Below are 18,893 nucleotides of genomic sequence, written 5' to 3' on the forward strand. Positions count from 1 at the left end.
ATGCCGCGGGTCTAACCTGTAGCTACATATATATAGTTTATTGCATATTCCGGATTTCTTCGGTAATAACAAAGCCTGTAAATCGTATGATTTACAGGCTTTTAATACGTTTTGACAATCTTTCCAGCGGCGAGGGATTCGAACCCATCTAAGTTTAGAACTGTAAATCAATCACCAGTTTACAAAGTGACTGGCTTTGGCGTAGTAATGTTCGCTTGAATGGAGAAGACTGAAGATACTTACTTCAGCACAGCAATACTCAAAAGATGATAGATGACCGCGAATGCGATATACTATCTTTTTAAAAAAACTTTCACTGCGAAATCATTAAAAAGGATTCTTCAATCTAAAACTCCCTTTTTGCCCCTTCTTTTTTGCAGGTTAGCCCCTTTTGTTTTTAGCGTTTTTCAAAGACTTTGCCCTCTTGAATGGTCGTCTCAAAATGACAATTCATATTAACCAATTACGCTATTAATTAAACACCATCATGAGGAAAATTCCAAGAACAGCTTATGCTTTTAAAAAAGAGAAGCCACCGGCGTCTTATTAAAAACACATCAACGAAAATGCCGGGATAGATTCCTGGCCCGGGCAATTGCTTGTTATTGTTAACTCCGGAGGCTGTGTTGGTATGCCAATATTACGTTTGCCTATGTGCCATCGTCAACAGTATTAACATATAACTGCGCTTGCCTACTGAACCAACCAACTTAAATTTTAATAACCCAATTATGAAACGAAAATTACTTTTTCCAAATTATTTGTATTCCAGAGGGGTTCGCACTACGTTTAAAACTTTGGCATTATTTATATTGCCAATTGGCGCAAACGCGTTAACCCCCAATTTAATAACACATCCCAATAGGCATATAACGGCCCAGATAACACCCGTTAAGGCTGCAATAACCGTAAAAGGATCTGTAGTAGATGCTCTTGATGGCCAGCCGCTGGTGGGTGTTTCTATCAGTATAAAGGGAACTAACAAAGGTACCCTGAGTGACTTAAAAGGCGACTTTCAACTTTTGAATGTGCCCGAAAATGCCGTACTCGTTGTAACCTATATATCTTACGAGAAAGTTGAAATTGTAGTAAGTGGAAAATCTGATATTGCAATAAAGCTTCAACCTTCAATGAAAACCTTGAACGATGTGGTAGTGGTAGGTTACGGAACGCAGAAGAAAGAAAATCTGACAGGATCGGTTGGTGTTGTAAATACAAAGGATTTAGAAAGCAGGCCATTGACAAATACCGGGCAGGCGTTGCAAGGCACGGTTTCTGGTGTTTTTGCGCTGCAAAGTTCAGGTAAACCCGGCGATGATAATACAGTTATAGACATTCGAGGGGTAGGCACTTTTGGAGATAATTCCCCATTGGTGTTAGTTGATGGCTTTCCTGGCAGCATAGGAGACGTAAACCCCAGCGATGTTCAATCAATTTCGGTGTTGAAAGATGCTGCATCCTCGGCTATCTACGGAAGCCGCGCGGCAAACGGGGTTATCTTAATTACTACCAAGCGTGGATCGGCAGGCAAAATACATGTTAACTATAGCGCATATGCAGGTATTCAAAGCCCAACAAGGCTACCCAATGTATTAAACTCTGTTCAATACACCACACTTTACAATGAGGCCGCGGTAAATACCGGATCGGCACCTACGTATCCGGACTCGATTATTCAAAAATACGCGGCGCACAACAATCCATTATACCCCGATATCAATTATTTCAAGGTATATTATGGTAATGCCTATATGCAAAATCATCGTGTAAGCGCAACAGGGGGAAGCGACAACGTCAATTATGCATTTATGCTGGGTCATCTGGATCAGGATGGAATCCTGGTGGCAACCAATTACAAAAAAACAGATTTTCGCCTCAACCTTGATACCTACCATCTGAAAGATAAAAGGCTTCGTGTTTCTGGTAATGTATCCGGAAATTTGGGTGTAAAAAGCGAACCGACTGACCTTTGGAATGCTGAATGGTATTCTACCCTGGCGCCTATACATCCGCTTAAAGATGCGAACGGAAACTGGGTATCAGTAAATGGCGAACGTAATTACTACGGTGAGATTAAAGAAGGTAGCACAAGCCTGCAAAAACGTTACGACTTTAACGGGCAGGCAGAAGCCGAGTATAAAATTTTGCCGGGGTTAAGTGCACAGCTTACCTACGGTTATAATGCCATCTACACAAATACAAATGCTTTTCACGCGAATGTAACGCTGCAAAATCAAAATGGAACAACTACACAATTGCCTTCAGACCTTAATGTAACCAACGAGATTGATGGCCATTCGCTGCTTACTGGTTTACTGAAATACAATAAGACAATTAACCGTCATTCATTCAACTTATTAGGCGGGTATAGCGAAGAGGAATTTACCTACGATTGGCAAAGCGGCTTCCGTTCTCATTTTGTTAACAACACGCAACGCGTGTTGAATCTTGGCGATGCGGCCACACAAACCAATAACTCTGGCAGCTACGACCTCGGCCTTCGCTCTTTTTTTGGCCGTTTGAACTATGCGTTCGACCAAAAGTACTTATTTGAAGCAAATATCCGGAGAGACGGTTCTTCCAGGTTTGCACAAGGTAAGCAATGGGGAACATTTCCGTCGTTCTCTGCAGCCTGGGTGTTATCAAAGGAAGATTTTATGAAAAGTGTGAGCTGGCTGGATTTTGCAAAAATCCGCGCCTCCTGGGGGCGTTTGGGCAATCAAAATATTAATAATTACTATAATGGCAGTGATATCCTGAGTTCGGGCCAGAATTACTCGTTCGGCGGAACGCTTTACTCGGGTGTTGCCGTTACGGCTATGACCAACAAAGATTTGACATGGGAAACAGCTCAGCAATTAGATTTGGGGCTCGACATCTCTTTCCACAATAACATTGAAATTACCGCCGATTATTTTGATAAAAGGACCAAAAACTTATTGTTGACCCAGCCAATCCCACTAACAATTGCTCAGTCGGCCCCAATGGCTAACGCCGGCGAAGTGCAAAACAAGGGTTTTGAACTGGGTATTTCCTATAAAACAACGTTTAGCAATGGTGTTAAATTAAGAACTTCTTTCAACGTTTCTCACATCGTCAACAAAATCACCAGCATGAACGTGCCTCAGCAGTATAGCTCGCCAAAAGCGATTGTTGTTGGCTCGGCTATAAATTCATTCTACGGTTATCAGATGACGGGCATTTACCAAATCTCCGATTTTACATGGCAAAACAACAGCGATGCATCTATTCCTTACGCAAGCCGCAGCTATACGCTTAAAACGGGTGTGGTTAAAGTAAGCGACTACAGTGCGCAGCCCGGCGACATTAAATATGCAGACCTTAATGGTGATGGCATAGTTGACCAAAATCACGACCGCAAAATTATAGGTAAGCAATTTCCTGACATAACCTATGCTTTTAACTTTAACGTAGCCTGGAAAGGCATCGATCTGGGGGCATTTCTGCAAGGCGTACAAGGCATGCAAGGTTATACCTACTATGAAATAGCTTCGCCTTTTAGCGGCTTTGCAAATGTTGGTTCCTGGTGGTTAAACAGGTGGACGCCGCAAAATCCGTCTAATACCTATCCCCGTGTCACATTGGATGGCGTAAGAAACAATATCCACTCTTCCTTCTACGTGGAAAACGCATCATACCTAAGGGTTAAGAATATTGAATTAGGGTATACTTTAAGTCCGGCTGCTATAAAGAAAATAGGCTTAAGCTCGCTTAGGATATATGCCAATGTGCAAAATGCTTTCACATTCACCAAGTTCAAAGGCTTTGATCCGGAACAAACTTCTGATCAAACAAGAGCTGAGGCATATCCGCAGGTTCGGGTAATGACTGCAGGTATAAATGTTAATTTCTAAAGGATAAAATCATGAAGACTATATATAAAATCATAATCTTAGCATCTGTTATTAATCTTGCCGGCTGCAAGAAAAACCTTTTGGACAAGACGCCAAAAGACCGTTTGTCGCCCTCGACATTTTACCAGGACGAAACCCAGGTAAAAATGGCGTTGGTGGGCATTTACAATGCCATACAACCGAATGCCACCCCGGCGCATTTTTTTCAATTTGAATTTGAATCGGATAATGCCTATTGCCAGGATGCGTGGCAGGGCTCAAAGGAAGTAGGAGCATGGCAAACCACAACCAACAGTTGGGCGCCATATGCAAAGTGGACCCAGGATTACACCATTATTTCAAGGGCCAACGAATTTTTGCAGGATGTTGCCAATGCAAATATTGATGCTACCGTAAAAACCCAAATGTCGGCCGAGGCGAAGTTTTTGCGGGGATACGCCTATACGGATTTGACTACTTATTTTGGCGATGTACCCTTAATTACCAGTGTGCTGTCCCTATCGGATGCATATGTTGCGAGGACTGCTAAAGCTACCGTGCTTACCCAGATTATAACTGACCTGACAGATGCCGCCACCGCACTGCCTGCCTCCTACTCGGGTTCTGATGTTGGCCGGGTAACAAAAGGAGCTGCATTAGCTTACAAGGCAAAAGCTCTTTTGTATAACGGAAAGTGGGCCGATGCTGCGCAGGCAGCACAAGATGTAATTAATCTTAATGCCTACAGTTTATACCCCAGCTATGGTTCGATGTTTGATGAATCGCATGAAAATAATAGCGAAGTGATATTTGATATCCAGTATATACCAACCACCCAACCACAACCCTGGCCGTCATCTGCATTATCGTTGAGCGTTTGGCCAACTCCAAACGTTACTGCCGATTTGATCGATTCGTATTACATGACTAATGGATTGCCGGTTACCAACTCGGCTTCGGGTTACAATGCTCAAAACCCTTATGTCAACCGCGACCCAAGGTTGGCAGCTTCGGTAGTATTACCGGGTTCTTTATGGGGCACAACTACCTACGTGCCTGCCACTGATGTGGTGCCATCTGGTGCACGCCCCCGTAAATATGCGGCGATAGGTATTGCCGACCCCAATAATTGCTCTCTCAATACTATTCTGATGCGTTATGCCGACGTATTGCTGATACGCGCCGAGGCCCTGATTGAATCGGGAAGCACCGCAACGGAAATTTATACACTAATTGACCAGGTGCGGGCAAGGGTAAGTATGCCCAAGGTGGAAAATGTGGAAGGTTCCGGCTTAAACCAAACGCAATTAAGAGCGATATTACGGCATGAACGCAGGGTTGAATTCTTTATGGAAGGTACCAGGTATGCCGATATGTTACGCTGGAAAGATCAGTCCCTGGTTCATGATGTATATGGCTATGACAAATCATTGCTGAGTAACCCGGCAAGTGCTGCTACCTGGCAGTTTAAGCAGGTTAAGTTAGATACCCGTACATTTGATGCAGGTAAAGGATGGTTATGGCCAGTGCCGCAAGCCGACATTGACATTAACAAAAAATTACTGCCCAATAACCCTGGATATTAAGGTGTTGTGGTATTACATTGAATGATATAATTCCCCTATTGCCTTAGCGATCCCCCCGATAGAGCCGCCCATAGCGCTCTATCGGGGTTTCGTTTTAAATACGATATATCTGCTTTGTACATGTTTTGAAATTTGGCAGCTCCCACAATATCATGAGTACTGCAGCAAGGCACTTAATCCTATAGCGCCCGCATCTAACATGGTTAACATAACTTAACACATTTCAGAAAAAATATTTATAAATATCTGATAATCAATATATTATATTTTATCATGGTTAACATTAAACTTAGCGCAATTTAGGCGCATCCAAATGTTTGTGCCTGTTGTTGGCCAATATAAGCCCCTTCGGTAACCGGACCATTTAACCAGGATCAGCCAATAAAAACAAGGTTTTGTTTGAAGCTCGTATCATCCCGATGTCATTAGCTCATTCCATTAACTATTTAGATGTGTTGCGCTGCTATAATGCCGCAAAAGATGCATGTTTTCCCGCATTGTAGGTTGTTTTCCATCCTGCTACATTCAAGATGATACAGCTTTCAATTTCCTTTGCCTGCTTTATAAGCGCTACTTAGCGTTAAGATGCCCCTTGTTGAAACTATGAACTAAACCAATTTAGCAGATTTCAATTTCAACTCCCGATGAGTACAGTGCTTTGCAATTTTCAGTTATCAATCGCAAGGTAAATAAATCGCAAAATAGAAAAGGCTGCCTTTTTAAGGCAGCCTCGCGATGTAGTATAATGTCGTCGATAAATTGACGGATAATTTTAGCCGAGAGTTCTAAGTCGAAAAAAGAAAAAATTCAACTTTACACTTACGACTTGGTACTACAGACTTTTTATTGCGCTATAAGCGTCCATTGCTGGTTGTAGCTCGAACCGCTCGTCCACTGTTGCATAACAGATCCGTTGGCAGTCAAACCTCCTGTATCAAGGCATTTCCCTGTGGTAAGGTTAACTATCTTGTAGTAACCGCTTCCGGCCGAAACTATTGACCAGCGCTGGTTATTACTGGTGCCTACGGTGTATTGTTCAACTGATGATCCATCAGCTGTATTACCCCCGGTATCCAGGCACTCTTTACCGGTTACGCAACTCAACGTATAATAACCTGCGGTATAGCTTATATTCCATTTCTGGTTAGCACTTGTTCCGGATGCCCATTGAGCTACGGTAGCGCCATCGGTTGTACTGCCCAGATTATCAAGCATCAAACCGGAAGCGCGGTTTTGAAGCTTGTACCGTCCGTCGGCAACCGGCCCTTGCCATACAGGTGATGCAGTAAGTTTCCATGACCACCTGAACATATTGGCGGTGCCCGGGCTAACTTCCACAAGATTGTTATTCGCTGTATACCAACGATAGGTATCAATATCATTAACACCCGACCATGCTATAGTGCCCATTGAATTGTCGCGGGCATAGGTAAGTGATCCGGTCAGGAAAGCCTGGTCAACATATACGCCTGTATCCCATTGCTGATAGAAACTCATGTTCCTGAATGTTTCGATACCAACCTCTGTTACTACAGTACGTGAGGCATAGGAACCGGTTCTGGCCGACATGATATTGTAGTAGCTTGACCAAACATTATAGGAGCCCCAGAACCACCAATAGCAGTGCAGGCCCAGGTATTGATTAACTAATCTTGAATCGGCGCCAACAGTAGTTACATCAGCTGCGTAACCGGTGCCATCCAGGATGCATTTGCCGTCTGCGGGGCTAAATGTGGTCAGGAAACCTGCATACAAATTATTTAAATCGGTACTTGAATAGTCAACCGGCTCGTTAATGGGCTCATATAAAACAGATGTATTGTTTTTATAAACATTATTTACAGTTGTCCACATGGTAGTCCATTGGGTAGTATCCGGTACATGATGCACGCCTACAGGCCAATAGCAAAGTATTACCTTGCAGCCATTGGCTATAATTGCATTAATTGCAGCCTGGTAAACAGGCCAATAGGTAGAGCTTGAGGCCGTCCATGGATTTATGGGCATTCTGATGGTGGTACCGCCGCTTGTTTTAACTGCGCTTGAAATACTGGTTGCTAAAGTAGCAGCCTGGGTAGCGGTGAGCGATGTTGTCATGCCACTGGGTAATACAACCCTTCCATCGCCTTCGTTGCCATTAGGGTCGGCCCAGTTTATCCCACGAAAGCCATTGGTGTTGGTAGTTGAAAGGGCAAGGTTTTGCTTTGTAGACAAGCCTGAGATATCAGGGTTCTTTTGAATAGTGTTTTTAGAACAGCCCATGATAAAGGCTAACAAGCAGCATAGTGCCTGGGTGGTTAAATTTTTTCTCATAAGTTTTATATTAAAATATTAGATAATTGGTTCTTTATATGCAGTTAGTTTTGATTTGTAAATATGGCGGAGATCTACCCGGCATGGGTACAAAACAGGTAACGACATCGGTTAACTGCAAAACAACCGAATGTATATGCAGCAACAGTTTTAATATTTTCATGGTAGGCGTGTTAAAAAATTCAGATTTCCCGAACCAATAACTATTCATCAACCGCTGCCGGATACAATCGTCAGCAATCTGGTTAGCCGGTGAAAAGGGCTGTAAGCAATGGTGGAAAAAAGAAATCCGTGTTTATATGGTTTAACCTAAATGTCCCATAAAAAGCATGGATTGAAAAGGGGCAAAGTCTCAATATTGCGGGGATAAAGTGTCATTTCAATTGGTTTTTAGAGCGATAGTTCAACTTATTTCCATTTTATCAATAATAGTTTATCTCGCGGGCGCAAAAATTACCCTTCTCCGGATGGCAGGCAATTATAATTATTGTTATAAACACAATTAATATTTACTTAAATTTGATTGCCATATAAACTCAATGTTTCTAATCATACTATAGATTCGGGTATAAATTTAAAAGGACGGATGAATCATCTAATTTGGGTTAAATGACGTTCTACTTTTAATCCGGAGGCGAGAAGTGTCTCAAATAAAGAGTCGACACTTCAATCTTAAAAGATCATTTGCCTGCGCTTTTAAGATGCCGGGAGGCTGTGTTTCGCACTTGCTGAAACATGGCCAACCAATAATATATAAGTGTATTTAGTACAATATTTATTGTACTACTGACCAAAAAAAGGTTGTGAAGCTTATTTTACACTGGCGCAAAATACCGGCAATAAACCGGTATAGTATTTATCTAATTAAAAGTGAAACGGATTTATGTATAAAGCTGTCTTGTTCTTAGTAATTAATCTTTTGTGTATAACTAGCCTAAATGCACAAAACCTGCCTGCCCTTCCAACCAACGACACCAAGAATTTTGCCTTAAAATCATATAATACGCATGACGGACTGCCATCCGAAAATGTAACCGTAGCACTTAAAGACAGGCGTGGATACATGTGGATAGGAACAGACAATGGCCTTTGTAAGTTTGATGGCTACTCCTTTGAAAATTTAGTAAACATTCCCGGAAACACCACAAGTATAAGCTCAAATTATATTAATGCGCTGGCCGAAGATAAAAACGGTAACATATGGGTGGGTACAATGGATGGCTTAAATGTTTTAGATCCCAATACCGAAAAATTTGAGCGGTTTTACCATAGCGACAATATCAAGCAGTCAATAAGTAACAACAAGATTTTTTCGATCCTATGCGATAGAGAAGGAACTATCTGGATAGGAACAGACGATGGTTTTAATCAATATGTTGCGGGTAGCCGGTCATTTATTACCTATAAACCTAACTCAGAAAACAAGTTTTCAATAAAAGGAAAGTCGGTAAATGCCATTGTTGAAGATAATAAGAAAAACCTGTGGTTAGGGAACTGGAATGGCGGGTTAAATAAATTCAATAAGGTGGGTAAGCGTTTTACCAATTATCCGCAAACCGAATCTTTGCATAAAAAAAGCCCTAATGATATTTGGAGCCTTTACTACGATCAAAAAAACGGTTGTATTTGGGTAGGCGCCTATTGGAGCGGCCTTTTCTGTTTCGACCCTAAAACTCAACAATATACCGCATTCCCCAGTCATGACAATCTTAATATAGGCGCTTTTAGCATCGATAATGCAAATGACTCCACCTTAGTTGTTGGAAGCAACGCCGGGTTTTACTTTATAAATAAGGGCACTGGCCAATGGCATAAAATTGGCGATGTTAATAGTACGGCCGATGGCTACGTTTACAATGATAATGCCGGAATTATGTGGCTCTGCGGTAAAGATGCCTTAACAAAAGTCGATTTTACGCAATACAAATTCCATTTCATTCCATTATCAATAAAACCGCGCGAAGTAAAAAGCATGCTGTTGCAAGGTAACATGTTGTGGTTGGCAACAAACAACGGACTTTATCAGTTTGATTTAATAAAGAAAACCACCAAACTATTTAATCACACAAATGATCCTTCAAGCATAAGCAGCAATCAGGTTGGCAAAATATATTTAGATAATGATGGTGTATTATGGGCCGCTACCGAAAACGGTTTTGATAAGTTTGACGTTAAGAACAACCGGTTTATACACCACTTTCATCATTCGGCCCTGAGCAATTTTTTTAATGAAGACGTTTTCAGGGATATTCTTGAAGTAAGGCCCCATGAATACTGGCTCGCGACAGACGCCGGGCTTAAGATATACAACGAAGAAAAACAGCAATTCAAACATTATTATAACGATGATAAAAACCCCAATTCAATTGCCAGCAACCATATTTATAACCTTTTAAAAGATAAAAAAGGCAACGTGTGGATTGGAACGAATGGAAACGGGGTTGATCGTTTTGATCAGAAAACGGGCGTTTTCCATCATTATGCTTATAACGACAAAAATGCGAGTAGCCTCAGCAATAATATTGTGCACTGTGTATTTGAGGATAGTAAAAACAATATTTGGATTTGCACGGCCGATGGACTGAATAAATATGTTCCGGAAAATGATTCTTTTATTGTTTACTCCAGCAAAGATGGATTTGCAAGTAATGTTTTCAATAACCTGGTTGAGGATAGCTTCGGGAATCTTTGGATTAACTCTGCTACCGGGATATCAAAATTTACTCCTCAAACATTAACTGTTACCAATTTTGACGAAGGCGACGGCGTGTTTTCCCACTCCCTCATTTACAAGTCTGCAGACGGCCAGATTTATTTAGGTGGAAACTCTGGTGTAGTTGTTTTCGACCCCTCAAAAATTAAATTGAATAACAAGATCCCCCAGATTTACCTGTCCGATTTTCAGGTTTTTAATAAATCGGTAAAGCCGGGTAACAATTCTCCGTTGAAAAAACCGGTTAGCATAGCCGATACTGCGTTGCTTAGTTACGACCAAAATGTATTTTCAATTGAATTTGTTTCACTTAATTATACCCATTCAGAGAAAAATGTTTATCGGTATAAGTTAGAAGGCTTTGATGAAAAATGGAATTTTAACAGCAGCCAGCGAAAGGTTACTTACACCAATCTTAATCCGGGAACTTATACATTTAAAGTAATTGCAAGTAACAACGATGGCGTGTGGAACAGAACGCCCAAGTCCTTAATCATAATTATTTCGCCACCATGGTACCAAACCTGGTGGGCGTACACTATTTACACCATATTTATTGCAGGGTTGGTTTATTTGTATTTGTTATATAGGGACCATCAGGCCAAATTAAAATACGAAATTCAGATTGCACACTATGAAAGTGAAAAGGAAAAAGAGCTAAGCGAACGAAAGCTTGCTTTTTTCACCAATATTTCTCATGAGTTCCGGACGCCATTAACATTAATCATTAACCCCGTTAAGGAGCTCCTATTTAGCGAAAAGAAGGCTATGGATGCCTCCAGTTTAACCATTGTTTACAGAAACGCGCGCCGGCTATTAGGCCTGGTAGATCAACTGCTGCTTTTCAAAAAGGCCGAATCAGAATCAGACCAGCTTAGAATAAGCAATGTTAATATTGTTGATTTGTGTAACGAGGTTTATTTATGTTTTGTACATGAAGCTAAAAGAAAACAAATTCATCTTGAGTTTGCATCGACAGCCGAGTGCCTGAATATTTATGTAGATAGAGAAAAAACAGAAATAGTGTTATTTAACCTACTCTCGAATGCTATAAAATTCACTCCTAAGCATGGCAAGATTCGCATCTATACAAAAGAGGCCGAACAAGCGGTATCAATAATGGTTGAGGATAACGGATGCGGAATCCCGCCTGAAGTTGGTGAAAAACTGTTTAGCCGTTTTTACCAGGTACCTGATTTAACCAGCACACCAACCGGGGGATTTGGTCTTGGACTATACCTTGTCAAAAATTTTGTAGAACGCCAGGCCGGAACTGTTGAATATCAAAGTCAGATTGGAAAGGGTACCTCATTCGCCATCACTTTTAAAAAAGGCAACTCTCACCTTAAAGACCAGGTTATTTTAGAGCAACCATCCGCTACCTCCGGGTTTTTAAAGGAGCTGATTGATTCTGAAACCACAGCCAATGATATAGTGTTGGCAGCAGACCCCGTTGAAGATCAATCATTGTCTCACTTCAAAACGTTATTAATCATCGATGACCATGAGGATATGAGAGAATACCTCCGCCAGATTTTTAAGCTTGAATATAATGTTCTGGTTGCGTCGAGCGGTGAAGACGGAATAAAAACAATAAACGAACAATGGCCGGATATTGTTATATGTGATGTAATGATGCAGGGTATAACAGGTATCGAAGTTTGTGCGGCCATTAAGGGAAATATGACAACCTCACACGTTCCGGTAATTCTTTTAACGGCCAGTGCATCAAATGAGATAAAGCTAAAAGGTATTGAAGGTGGCGCTGATGACTATATCGGAAAACCTTTTGACAAAGATATCCTGAAAGCAAAAGTAAATGGGCTACTGAAGAGCAGGAATACCCTTCAGCAATATTTTTATAATGAAATTACGCTGAACAATAACCCACACAGCATCTCGATAGAGTACAAACGATTTCTGGATTCCTGCATCCGAATTGTTGAGGATCATATCACAGATCCAGATTTTAACCTTCAATCCTTAGCCTCCGAATTAAATATGTCTTATTCCGGGATCTATAAAAAAATCAAAATGATTTCGGGGCAATCCGCAAATAGCTTCATAAGGTCTATCAGGTTGCGAAAAGCGGCTCAGTTATTTGTACATAGCGATTTAAATATATTGGAGACCGCTTATGCTGTTGGAATAAAAGATATCAAATATTTTCGTGAGCAGTTTAAAAAAGTGTTTGACTTAAAACCCTCTGAATACATTAAAAAATTCAGAAAGAACTTCAAAAACGCGATGGTTAACCAGGTGGCTGAAAGAAAATAAGTTGGTGATCAATAACTCGGTCTGCCTCTATTTGAAATATAAAAAACATTCTTCAGCCGGCAATCTAATGCGCGTTGTGCAATGATATCCTCTTTTTGAGTAGCAGAATTTTACGAAAATAATTTCCCTGTTCCCTTTTTAGTGCTTTACCCCTTCAATTTTGCTGGTTAGCCCCCTTTTTATTAATTGATTTTACATCCATTTTAGCGGCATCAGCCAATAGCGAGAAGTATTAGTGAGGCTTAACCGCGTCTTTAATGCAATTTGAGAAGTGTGCCAACTATTTAATCAATTATACTTTATTTATTTTTTTAATGAGATCAATTATTCTTTTTTTAATAACGACCATTTTTCTGGCGGGCGGCCAGGTCGCGGCTCAACCTAAACACCAATTCACTTTAGGCGATAAAGACTTTCTGTTAGATGGCAAGCCTTTACAGATGATCTCGGGCGAATTACACTATCCCCGCATACCACGGGAGGCGTGGCGCGATAGAATGAAAATGGCAAAAGCCATGGGCCTTAATACCATAGGCACCTATGTTTTCTGGAACTTGCACGAGCCTCAAAAAGGGCAATTTGACTTTGCCGGCAACAATGATATTGTTGAGTTTGTTAAAATAGCCCAGGAGGAAGGTTTGTGGGTAATTTTGCGACCAAGCCCTTATGTATGTGCCGAGTGGGAATTTGGCGGATATCCATATTGGCTGGAAAATGAAGAAGGGTTAGTGGTCAGGAGTAAAAATCCGCAGTATTTAAACGAATACGACAAGTACATTAAAGAATTGGGGAAAAGATTGTCCCGCTACCAGGTAAATCACGGCGGTAACATCCTGATGGTACAAATTGAAAATGAGTATGGATCATACGGCTCTGACAAGGATTACCTGGCCGTTAATCAAAAAATGTTTAAAGACGCGGGATTTGACGGGCTGTTATATACCTGCGATCCGGCCGCTGATCTGGTGAAAGGACATTTGACAGGTTTACTGCCGGCAGTGAATGGCTTAGACAACCCGGCTAAGGTAAAGGAACTTATCAATCAAAACCACGACGGTAAAGGCCCCTACTATATTGCCGAATGGTATCCGGCGTGGTTCGACTGGTGGGGTACAAAACACCATACGGTGCCGGCCAATCAGTATACCGGCCGCTTAGACTCTGTACTTGCAGCCGGCATTTCGATAAATATGTACATGTTTCATGGCGGAACTACGAGGGGATTTATGAATGGGGCCAACTATAACGACCAGGCCCCGTTTGAGCCACAAATAAGCAGTTACGATTATGATGCGCCAGTTGATGAAGCCGGAAACGCAACACCTAAATTTTGGGCTTTTAGAAACGTAATTCAAAAACATTTACCCGCCGGCGTTAATTTGCCTGTTGTTCCGCCGGTTAAGCCCACCATCATAATACCTCAAATTGAGCTCAATAATGTAGCAGACCTTGACGACTTAAAACTTGAAAGTAAGACTAGTCAAAATCCATTAACCTTTGAGGATATGAAACTTGATTATGGTTTTATGTTATACCGCACCACGATTCCGGGAGGGAAATCCGGAATAATAAAGCTTAAAGATCTCAGAGATTTCGCCGTAGTAATGATCAACGGAAAAACGGTGGGAAACCTTGACCGCCGTACCGGATTGGATAGCATGAACGTGAGTTTACCTGGTGGAAATGTGACATTGGATATTTTAGTCGAAAATCTTGGGCGCATCAATTTTGGTAAATACCTGTTACAGAACAAAAAGGGAATTGTTGGTAAGGTATTTTTTCAAAACGATGAAATAACGGGTTGGCAAAACTTTCCTTTGTCATTAAAAACGGTGGGTAGCTACAAACCTAAACCTGGTTTGGCAAGTTTAAACACACCTGTTATGAAAAAGGGGAGTTTTTCATTGGTCTCATTAGGCGATACCTACCTCGACATGACCAATTGGGGTAAGGGCATGGTTTGGATTAACGGACATAACTTAGGCAGATACTGGCGAACCGGCCCTCAACAAACGCTGTATGTACCACGCGAATGGTTGCATACCGGTAAAAATGAGGTATTGGTTTTTGAACTGATAAAACCCGAAAACCAAAAACTGTCGGCAGTGAACAAACCGATTTTAGATCGCTTACAATAAGCCAGTTAAAAAGGTTGATTTTTCTAAAGTAGGGGCGATTTACACATTCGAATAAACTTCGCGCAAGAAATTGCATGACCAGGGTTTCCGAAGTCGCTAATTAAAGCGAAAGATTTCAAAATCACTCAAAACTTGCCATACGGCTTAAACGCTCCAGATCCTGCACAAATTAGTTTGAAAATCTCTTATTTTCGGATACCTAAAAGCCACTTGAAGGAGTGGCTTTTTTTTAATTATAAATCAAGTAATTAGGCCAAAAAAATCACAGTTTCAACAGCCCTATCCCGCTATAAGTTTTGTAGTTAAATATATAATTATCAGACGATTATGTAATTATAATATTATTTCACAAAGGGTCTGATCCATGGCAAATAAGGGTTAGTCAGTGATAATATTTTGTAGTTCTTGAACATGACTTTGAAAAAGAGAAATTATTTCTTCGTAATCCAATTCATTGATCACGCCACGAATCAACATATCCCGGGCACGCACCAATTTAGATCGTTCAGTACCTATATTTTTCTGAGCTTGGTTCCTTTTTTCATTTTGCCAGCCAAACTCTTCTCAAAATGTTCTTTCAAAATTGCCCTGAACAATTTCGTGAACTCATCTTTAGGTCGGAAATCGGCGGCAAGGCTGCGCTTCTGCTGCATTCAAAATTGACGAAAACCGGCCGCATACCTGTCAGATTTACATCCAAATGTTTCGGATAGTTTCGGGCTTCGTTTTGCAAACTTACCCACATCACAGTGCCTGATCTGCTTCCTGTTCGTCAGGCCGGAGATTTACCGCCGGCTGCCTTCAGATTCGCAGTCGCCCGCAACACTTCGACCCTATAGTTTGCGCCCGGGCCGGGCGCACAAAAAAAGCCCACTGTTTTTCAACAGAGGGCTTTAATATTTTTTAAAACAGCTGGCTATAAATTACCATTTCCTAAAACATAAGGCAATTTATCAAACGTGCCTAAAAGTATCTGCGATATTTCTATAGATTGATAAGTACCATCGGGATTAAGGTTAACCTTTTTTGAGGTAAACGAATAGGTTCCGGTAATTACTTTGGCAACTGTATCAATAGCTGTTATAGTAGCCAATCCGGAACCACTCTCAACAATACCGGTTTGCACATATACGTAATTTCCGGTATCGTCTTTCTGAAGTGTGTAATAAGCCATATTTAGCTTGCCTGTACCATCAACCTTGTAGGTAGCCAAAGGAAAACTATTGGTATTTGTGCTGTTAGACACATTTATATTAAATATAACCCGTTTTGAATCGGCCGTACCAATTACCGAAAAGGTTTTAACCTTTGTAGCATCGTTAAAAGTAATTCTTGCGGTAACCGTATCAGGGTACCAAACAACACCATTAATATTTGCAGCCAGTATTTTATCAGATGTGGTAGAAGCAGAAGTAACAACGTCTTTTTTACAGCCTTGGAAGTAGATAGCCGATATAAGTAACAGAACAATAAGTTGAATTTTCCTCATATATAAATTTTGTGCAAACAATGCGCCTTGCAGATTTTATGCAAATAACGCTCTTTGCAGATTAATAATTACAACCAAAGTTAATTTTTTCACATATTTTAACATTCGGCAGTTTTGGGTGAAATTATTTGAGGCCGGCATTTATCAAACAAATGGTTTTATTTAGGCATATTAGGCGTTTAATATTATAAACATGATTCACGTAAACGAATATTTTGAAGGCACAGTAAAATCACTGGGTTATACCAGCGCCGAAGGGAAAAGCACCGTTGGTGTAATGGAAAAGGGCGAGTATGAATTTGGCACATCGAGCCATGAGAGTATGACCATTATTGAGGGCCAGCTGGAGGTGTTGTTACCCGGCGAAGAAGAATGGGAAAGCTATACGGCCGGCCAATCATTTGAAGTTGAGGCCAATACCAAATTCAAAGTAAAAACAAACGTACAAAGTTCCTATTTGTGTAAATACAGGTAAGTAGCTACTATTGTAACATTTAAGCTTAGCGGCGCTCTAATAATCATAAACTAAATAAAACAATGGATACTTCGCTTATTACAACCAGTACCGGGTTAGACGGGTACCGGATAGTTAAACATTTAGGTGTTGTACGTGGTATTACCGTACGCAGCCGCAGCGCCCTGGGCAATATTGCCGGTGGTTTTCAGTCGCTTTTTGGCGGCAGGCTTTCTATTTATGTCGAGCTTTGCGAAAATGCACGTGAAGAGGCTTACCAGCTTTTAATTCAGCATGCACAGGCTATTGGGGCAAATGCCATTATCAACATGCGTTACGATGCTAACGAAGTAATGCAGGGCATTACCGAAGTATTGGCATATGGTACTGCTGTTGTGGTTGAAAAAGTTTGATTAACTCATTAATACAACAGCCCAAAGTCTTAAGCTACAAGTTAAATTCAGCTTAAGACTTTGGGCTATACCGTTTATTGTAAGGTTAGCGCTACGCTAATTAAAATACGATAGCGGAATTGTACGCCAAAGCCCATGCGCAAGATGGCCAATCAGTAATTCGTACACCAGGTAAACCGGCCAGATCAGGTAATGAATAAGCAATAAAATAGGCGAATGGTTATAATGCCAACTGATCATGAGTGTATACAAACCTAATACAAGATAAAGTATGCTGGTGTCCCTGGTCTTCATTTTTTGATGGTGATAATTTTATCTAAATTAATAATTACTTACAATTTTTCATATTGTAAATTACGTTATAAGCAGCCGCGCTGTTGGTTTGCTGCCTCCCGTTTTTAGGATTATAAAGGTATGGCTTTTGTGCAAGCGCATTTCCGCGAAGCTGAAATTCAACAGCCATGGTGTCGGCGCTGCCTTCCTGGTTAAAGCTCCATATAGCCTTAATGGCGTTACCTGCCAGCGTACCTGTTAACGTTCCCTTGCGGGCGTCTTTCTCCTTCGGCGTCCAGTTCATATTGCCGGTAACCTTATCGCCATTTATGTAAATACTTACAAGTGTAGTATCCTGTGCCTTGTTGCCTTCCGTATAAAAAAAGCAATACCGCATGTTTACAGCCGGGGCATTGGCCGCGCTGGCCAGTTGCGTATCTGCAGGCTGAAGTGTTGAAACTGTTGTATCATCATTGGCAGCATTGCGCCCGCCAGAACAGGATGCAAGCAAAGCAAAACAAGCAAGCAAGTAAAAATTAATTTTCATAGCAATTTAATCGTAGGTGTTTTTTAGGTACGACAATTAAAAACTAAAAAGGTTCAATTTAAATATTGCAGAATTTTGAAGTATCATTTGCGATAGTCAATCTTTTCAATGCCAATCGCTGAAAAATTTTACCGCCAACAGATTGGTGCGGTAAGTAACGACAACAAATGCTAAATGGGGAGTAATTTAGCCGTTACAATTTTTTATGTAGTGTAAACATTCCTTGTGTTACACTACATAATATTGTAAGGCAGGCGAGGTTATACTTTTTTTTCGGGGGGAGTAGATACAATTTCGCCAAACTCGTTTACGTAAGCCATCATACTTTCCAGATCGCTGCCGCCGCCGTTTTGCTGACGCTCCTGTTTACGTTGTTCTTTATCCTCTTTTTTTTTCTGACGATTTTTTTCGAGTTGTTTTTTCATGAAGGTTGCCTGAGATTTAGCCATGCTTATTAAAATTTAGTTAAACAATGCGCATTTCCTGGTTTACACCTGTATCAATCTGATCAACTGAAATAACATTCAGTATCGGTAACACATGAAGAGGATCTCATTAATTAATTTCCGGGCAGCAACGGTATCAGCGGGGATAAAATGAACCCTGATCAATAAAATTGACAGTGGGTGGCTATGAGGAAATAGCTATAATTTTCCGTTATTATGCAAATATACGATTTTTTAGCACATTTCATTGGTCATTGGTCATTGGTCATTGGTCATTGGTCATTGGTCATTGGTCATTGGTCATTGGTCATTGGTCATTGGTCATTGGTCATTGGTCATTGGTCATTGGTCATTGGTCATTGGTCATTGGTCATTGGAACGCGGGCATGC

The 18,893-nt window shown here is 40.9% G+C and carries 11 protein-coding genes; 6 read left to right on the top strand and 5 right to left on the bottom strand.

Annotated features, from left to right (window positions below; genetic code table 11):
• The first annotated feature begins 731 nt into the window (after positions 1-731).
• Together AC1DU2_RS26380 and AC1DU2_RS26385 are read left to right on the top strand one after the other, a co-directional pair.
• The gene (locus AC1DU2_RS26380; protein ID WP_477388124.1) at positions 732-3,875 is read left to right on the top strand and encodes a SusC/RagA family TonB-linked outer membrane protein; all 3,144 of its coding nucleotides are present in this window, start codon (positions 732-734) and stop codon (positions 3,873-3,875) included.
• 11 nt (positions 3,876-3,886) lie between these two features.
• Positions 3,887-5,440 (top strand): RagB/SusD family nutrient uptake outer membrane protein, encoded by a 1,554-nt coding sequence (locus AC1DU2_RS26385; protein WP_477388126.1) that lies wholly within the window; start codon positions 3,887-3,889, stop codon positions 5,438-5,440.
• 843 nt (positions 5,441-6,283) lie between these two features.
• On the opposite strand, the gene AC1DU2_RS26390 is transcribed toward AC1DU2_RS26385, so the two are convergent.
• On the bottom strand, positions 6,284-7,753 hold the full coding sequence (locus tag AC1DU2_RS26390; protein WP_477388128.1) for an RICIN domain-containing protein: 1,470 nt from the start codon (positions 7,751-7,753) through the stop codon (positions 6,284-6,286).
• A gap of 919 nt (positions 7,754-8,672) precedes the next feature.
• Between AC1DU2_RS26390 and AC1DU2_RS26395 the strand changes: the two genes are divergently transcribed.
• A complete protein-coding gene (locus tag AC1DU2_RS26395) occupies positions 8,673-12,743 on the top strand; it encodes a hybrid sensor histidine kinase/response regulator transcription factor (RefSeq protein ID WP_477388130.1) in 4,071 nt (1,356 codons plus the stop codon).
• Positions 12,744-13,057: 314 nt separating this feature from the next.
• Positions 13,058-14,881 carry a glycoside hydrolase family 35 protein gene (locus AC1DU2_RS26400; protein ID WP_477388132.1) on the top strand — a complete coding sequence of 608 codons (1,824 nt, stop codon included), beginning with the start codon at positions 13,058-13,060 and terminating at the stop codon, positions 14,879-14,881.
• Positions 14,882-15,797: 916 nt separating this feature from the next.
• Here AC1DU2_RS26400 and AC1DU2_RS26405 read toward each other — a convergent pair.
• Positions 15,798-16,370 (bottom strand): hypothetical protein, encoded by a 573-nt coding sequence (locus AC1DU2_RS26405; RefSeq protein WP_477362104.1) that lies wholly within the window; start codon positions 16,368-16,370, stop codon positions 15,798-15,800.
• A 193-nt stretch (positions 16,371-16,563) separates the two neighbouring features.
• Between AC1DU2_RS26405 and ppnP the strand changes: the two genes are divergently transcribed.
• Both ppnP and AC1DU2_RS26415 read left to right on the top strand, forming a co-directional pair.
• Positions 16,564-16,845 carry a pyrimidine/purine nucleoside phosphorylase gene (gene ppnP, locus AC1DU2_RS26410; protein ID WP_477388134.1) on the top strand — a complete coding sequence of 94 codons (282 nt, stop codon included), beginning with the start codon at positions 16,564-16,566 and terminating at the stop codon, positions 16,843-16,845.
• A 62-nt stretch (positions 16,846-16,907) separates the two neighbouring features.
• On the top strand, positions 16,908-17,237 hold the full coding sequence (locus AC1DU2_RS26415; RefSeq protein ID WP_090652012.1) for a YbjQ family protein: 330 nt from the start codon (positions 16,908-16,910) through the stop codon (positions 17,235-17,237).
• Between the two features lie 96 nt (positions 17,238-17,333).
• On the opposite strand, the gene AC1DU2_RS26420 is transcribed toward AC1DU2_RS26415, so the two are convergent.
• From AC1DU2_RS26420 to AC1DU2_RS26430, 3 genes are all read right to left on the bottom strand, one after another.
• Complete coding sequence (locus AC1DU2_RS26420) at positions 17,334-17,531, bottom strand: hypothetical protein (protein WP_147052093.1); 198 nt, start codon at positions 17,529-17,531, stop codon at positions 17,334-17,336.
• A gap of 34 nt (positions 17,532-17,565) precedes the next feature.
• On the bottom strand, positions 17,566-18,057 hold the full coding sequence (locus AC1DU2_RS26425) for a hypothetical protein (protein WP_477388136.1): 492 nt from the start codon (positions 18,055-18,057) through the stop codon (positions 17,566-17,568).
• Between the two features lie 260 nt (positions 18,058-18,317).
• Entirely contained in the window at positions 18,318-18,506 is a 189-nt protein-coding gene (locus AC1DU2_RS26430; protein ID WP_295716248.1) for a hypothetical protein, read from the bottom strand.
• Positions 18,507-18,893: the final 387 nt, after the last annotated feature.

Source organism: Mucilaginibacter sp. P4_C11 (assembly GCF_056402115.1).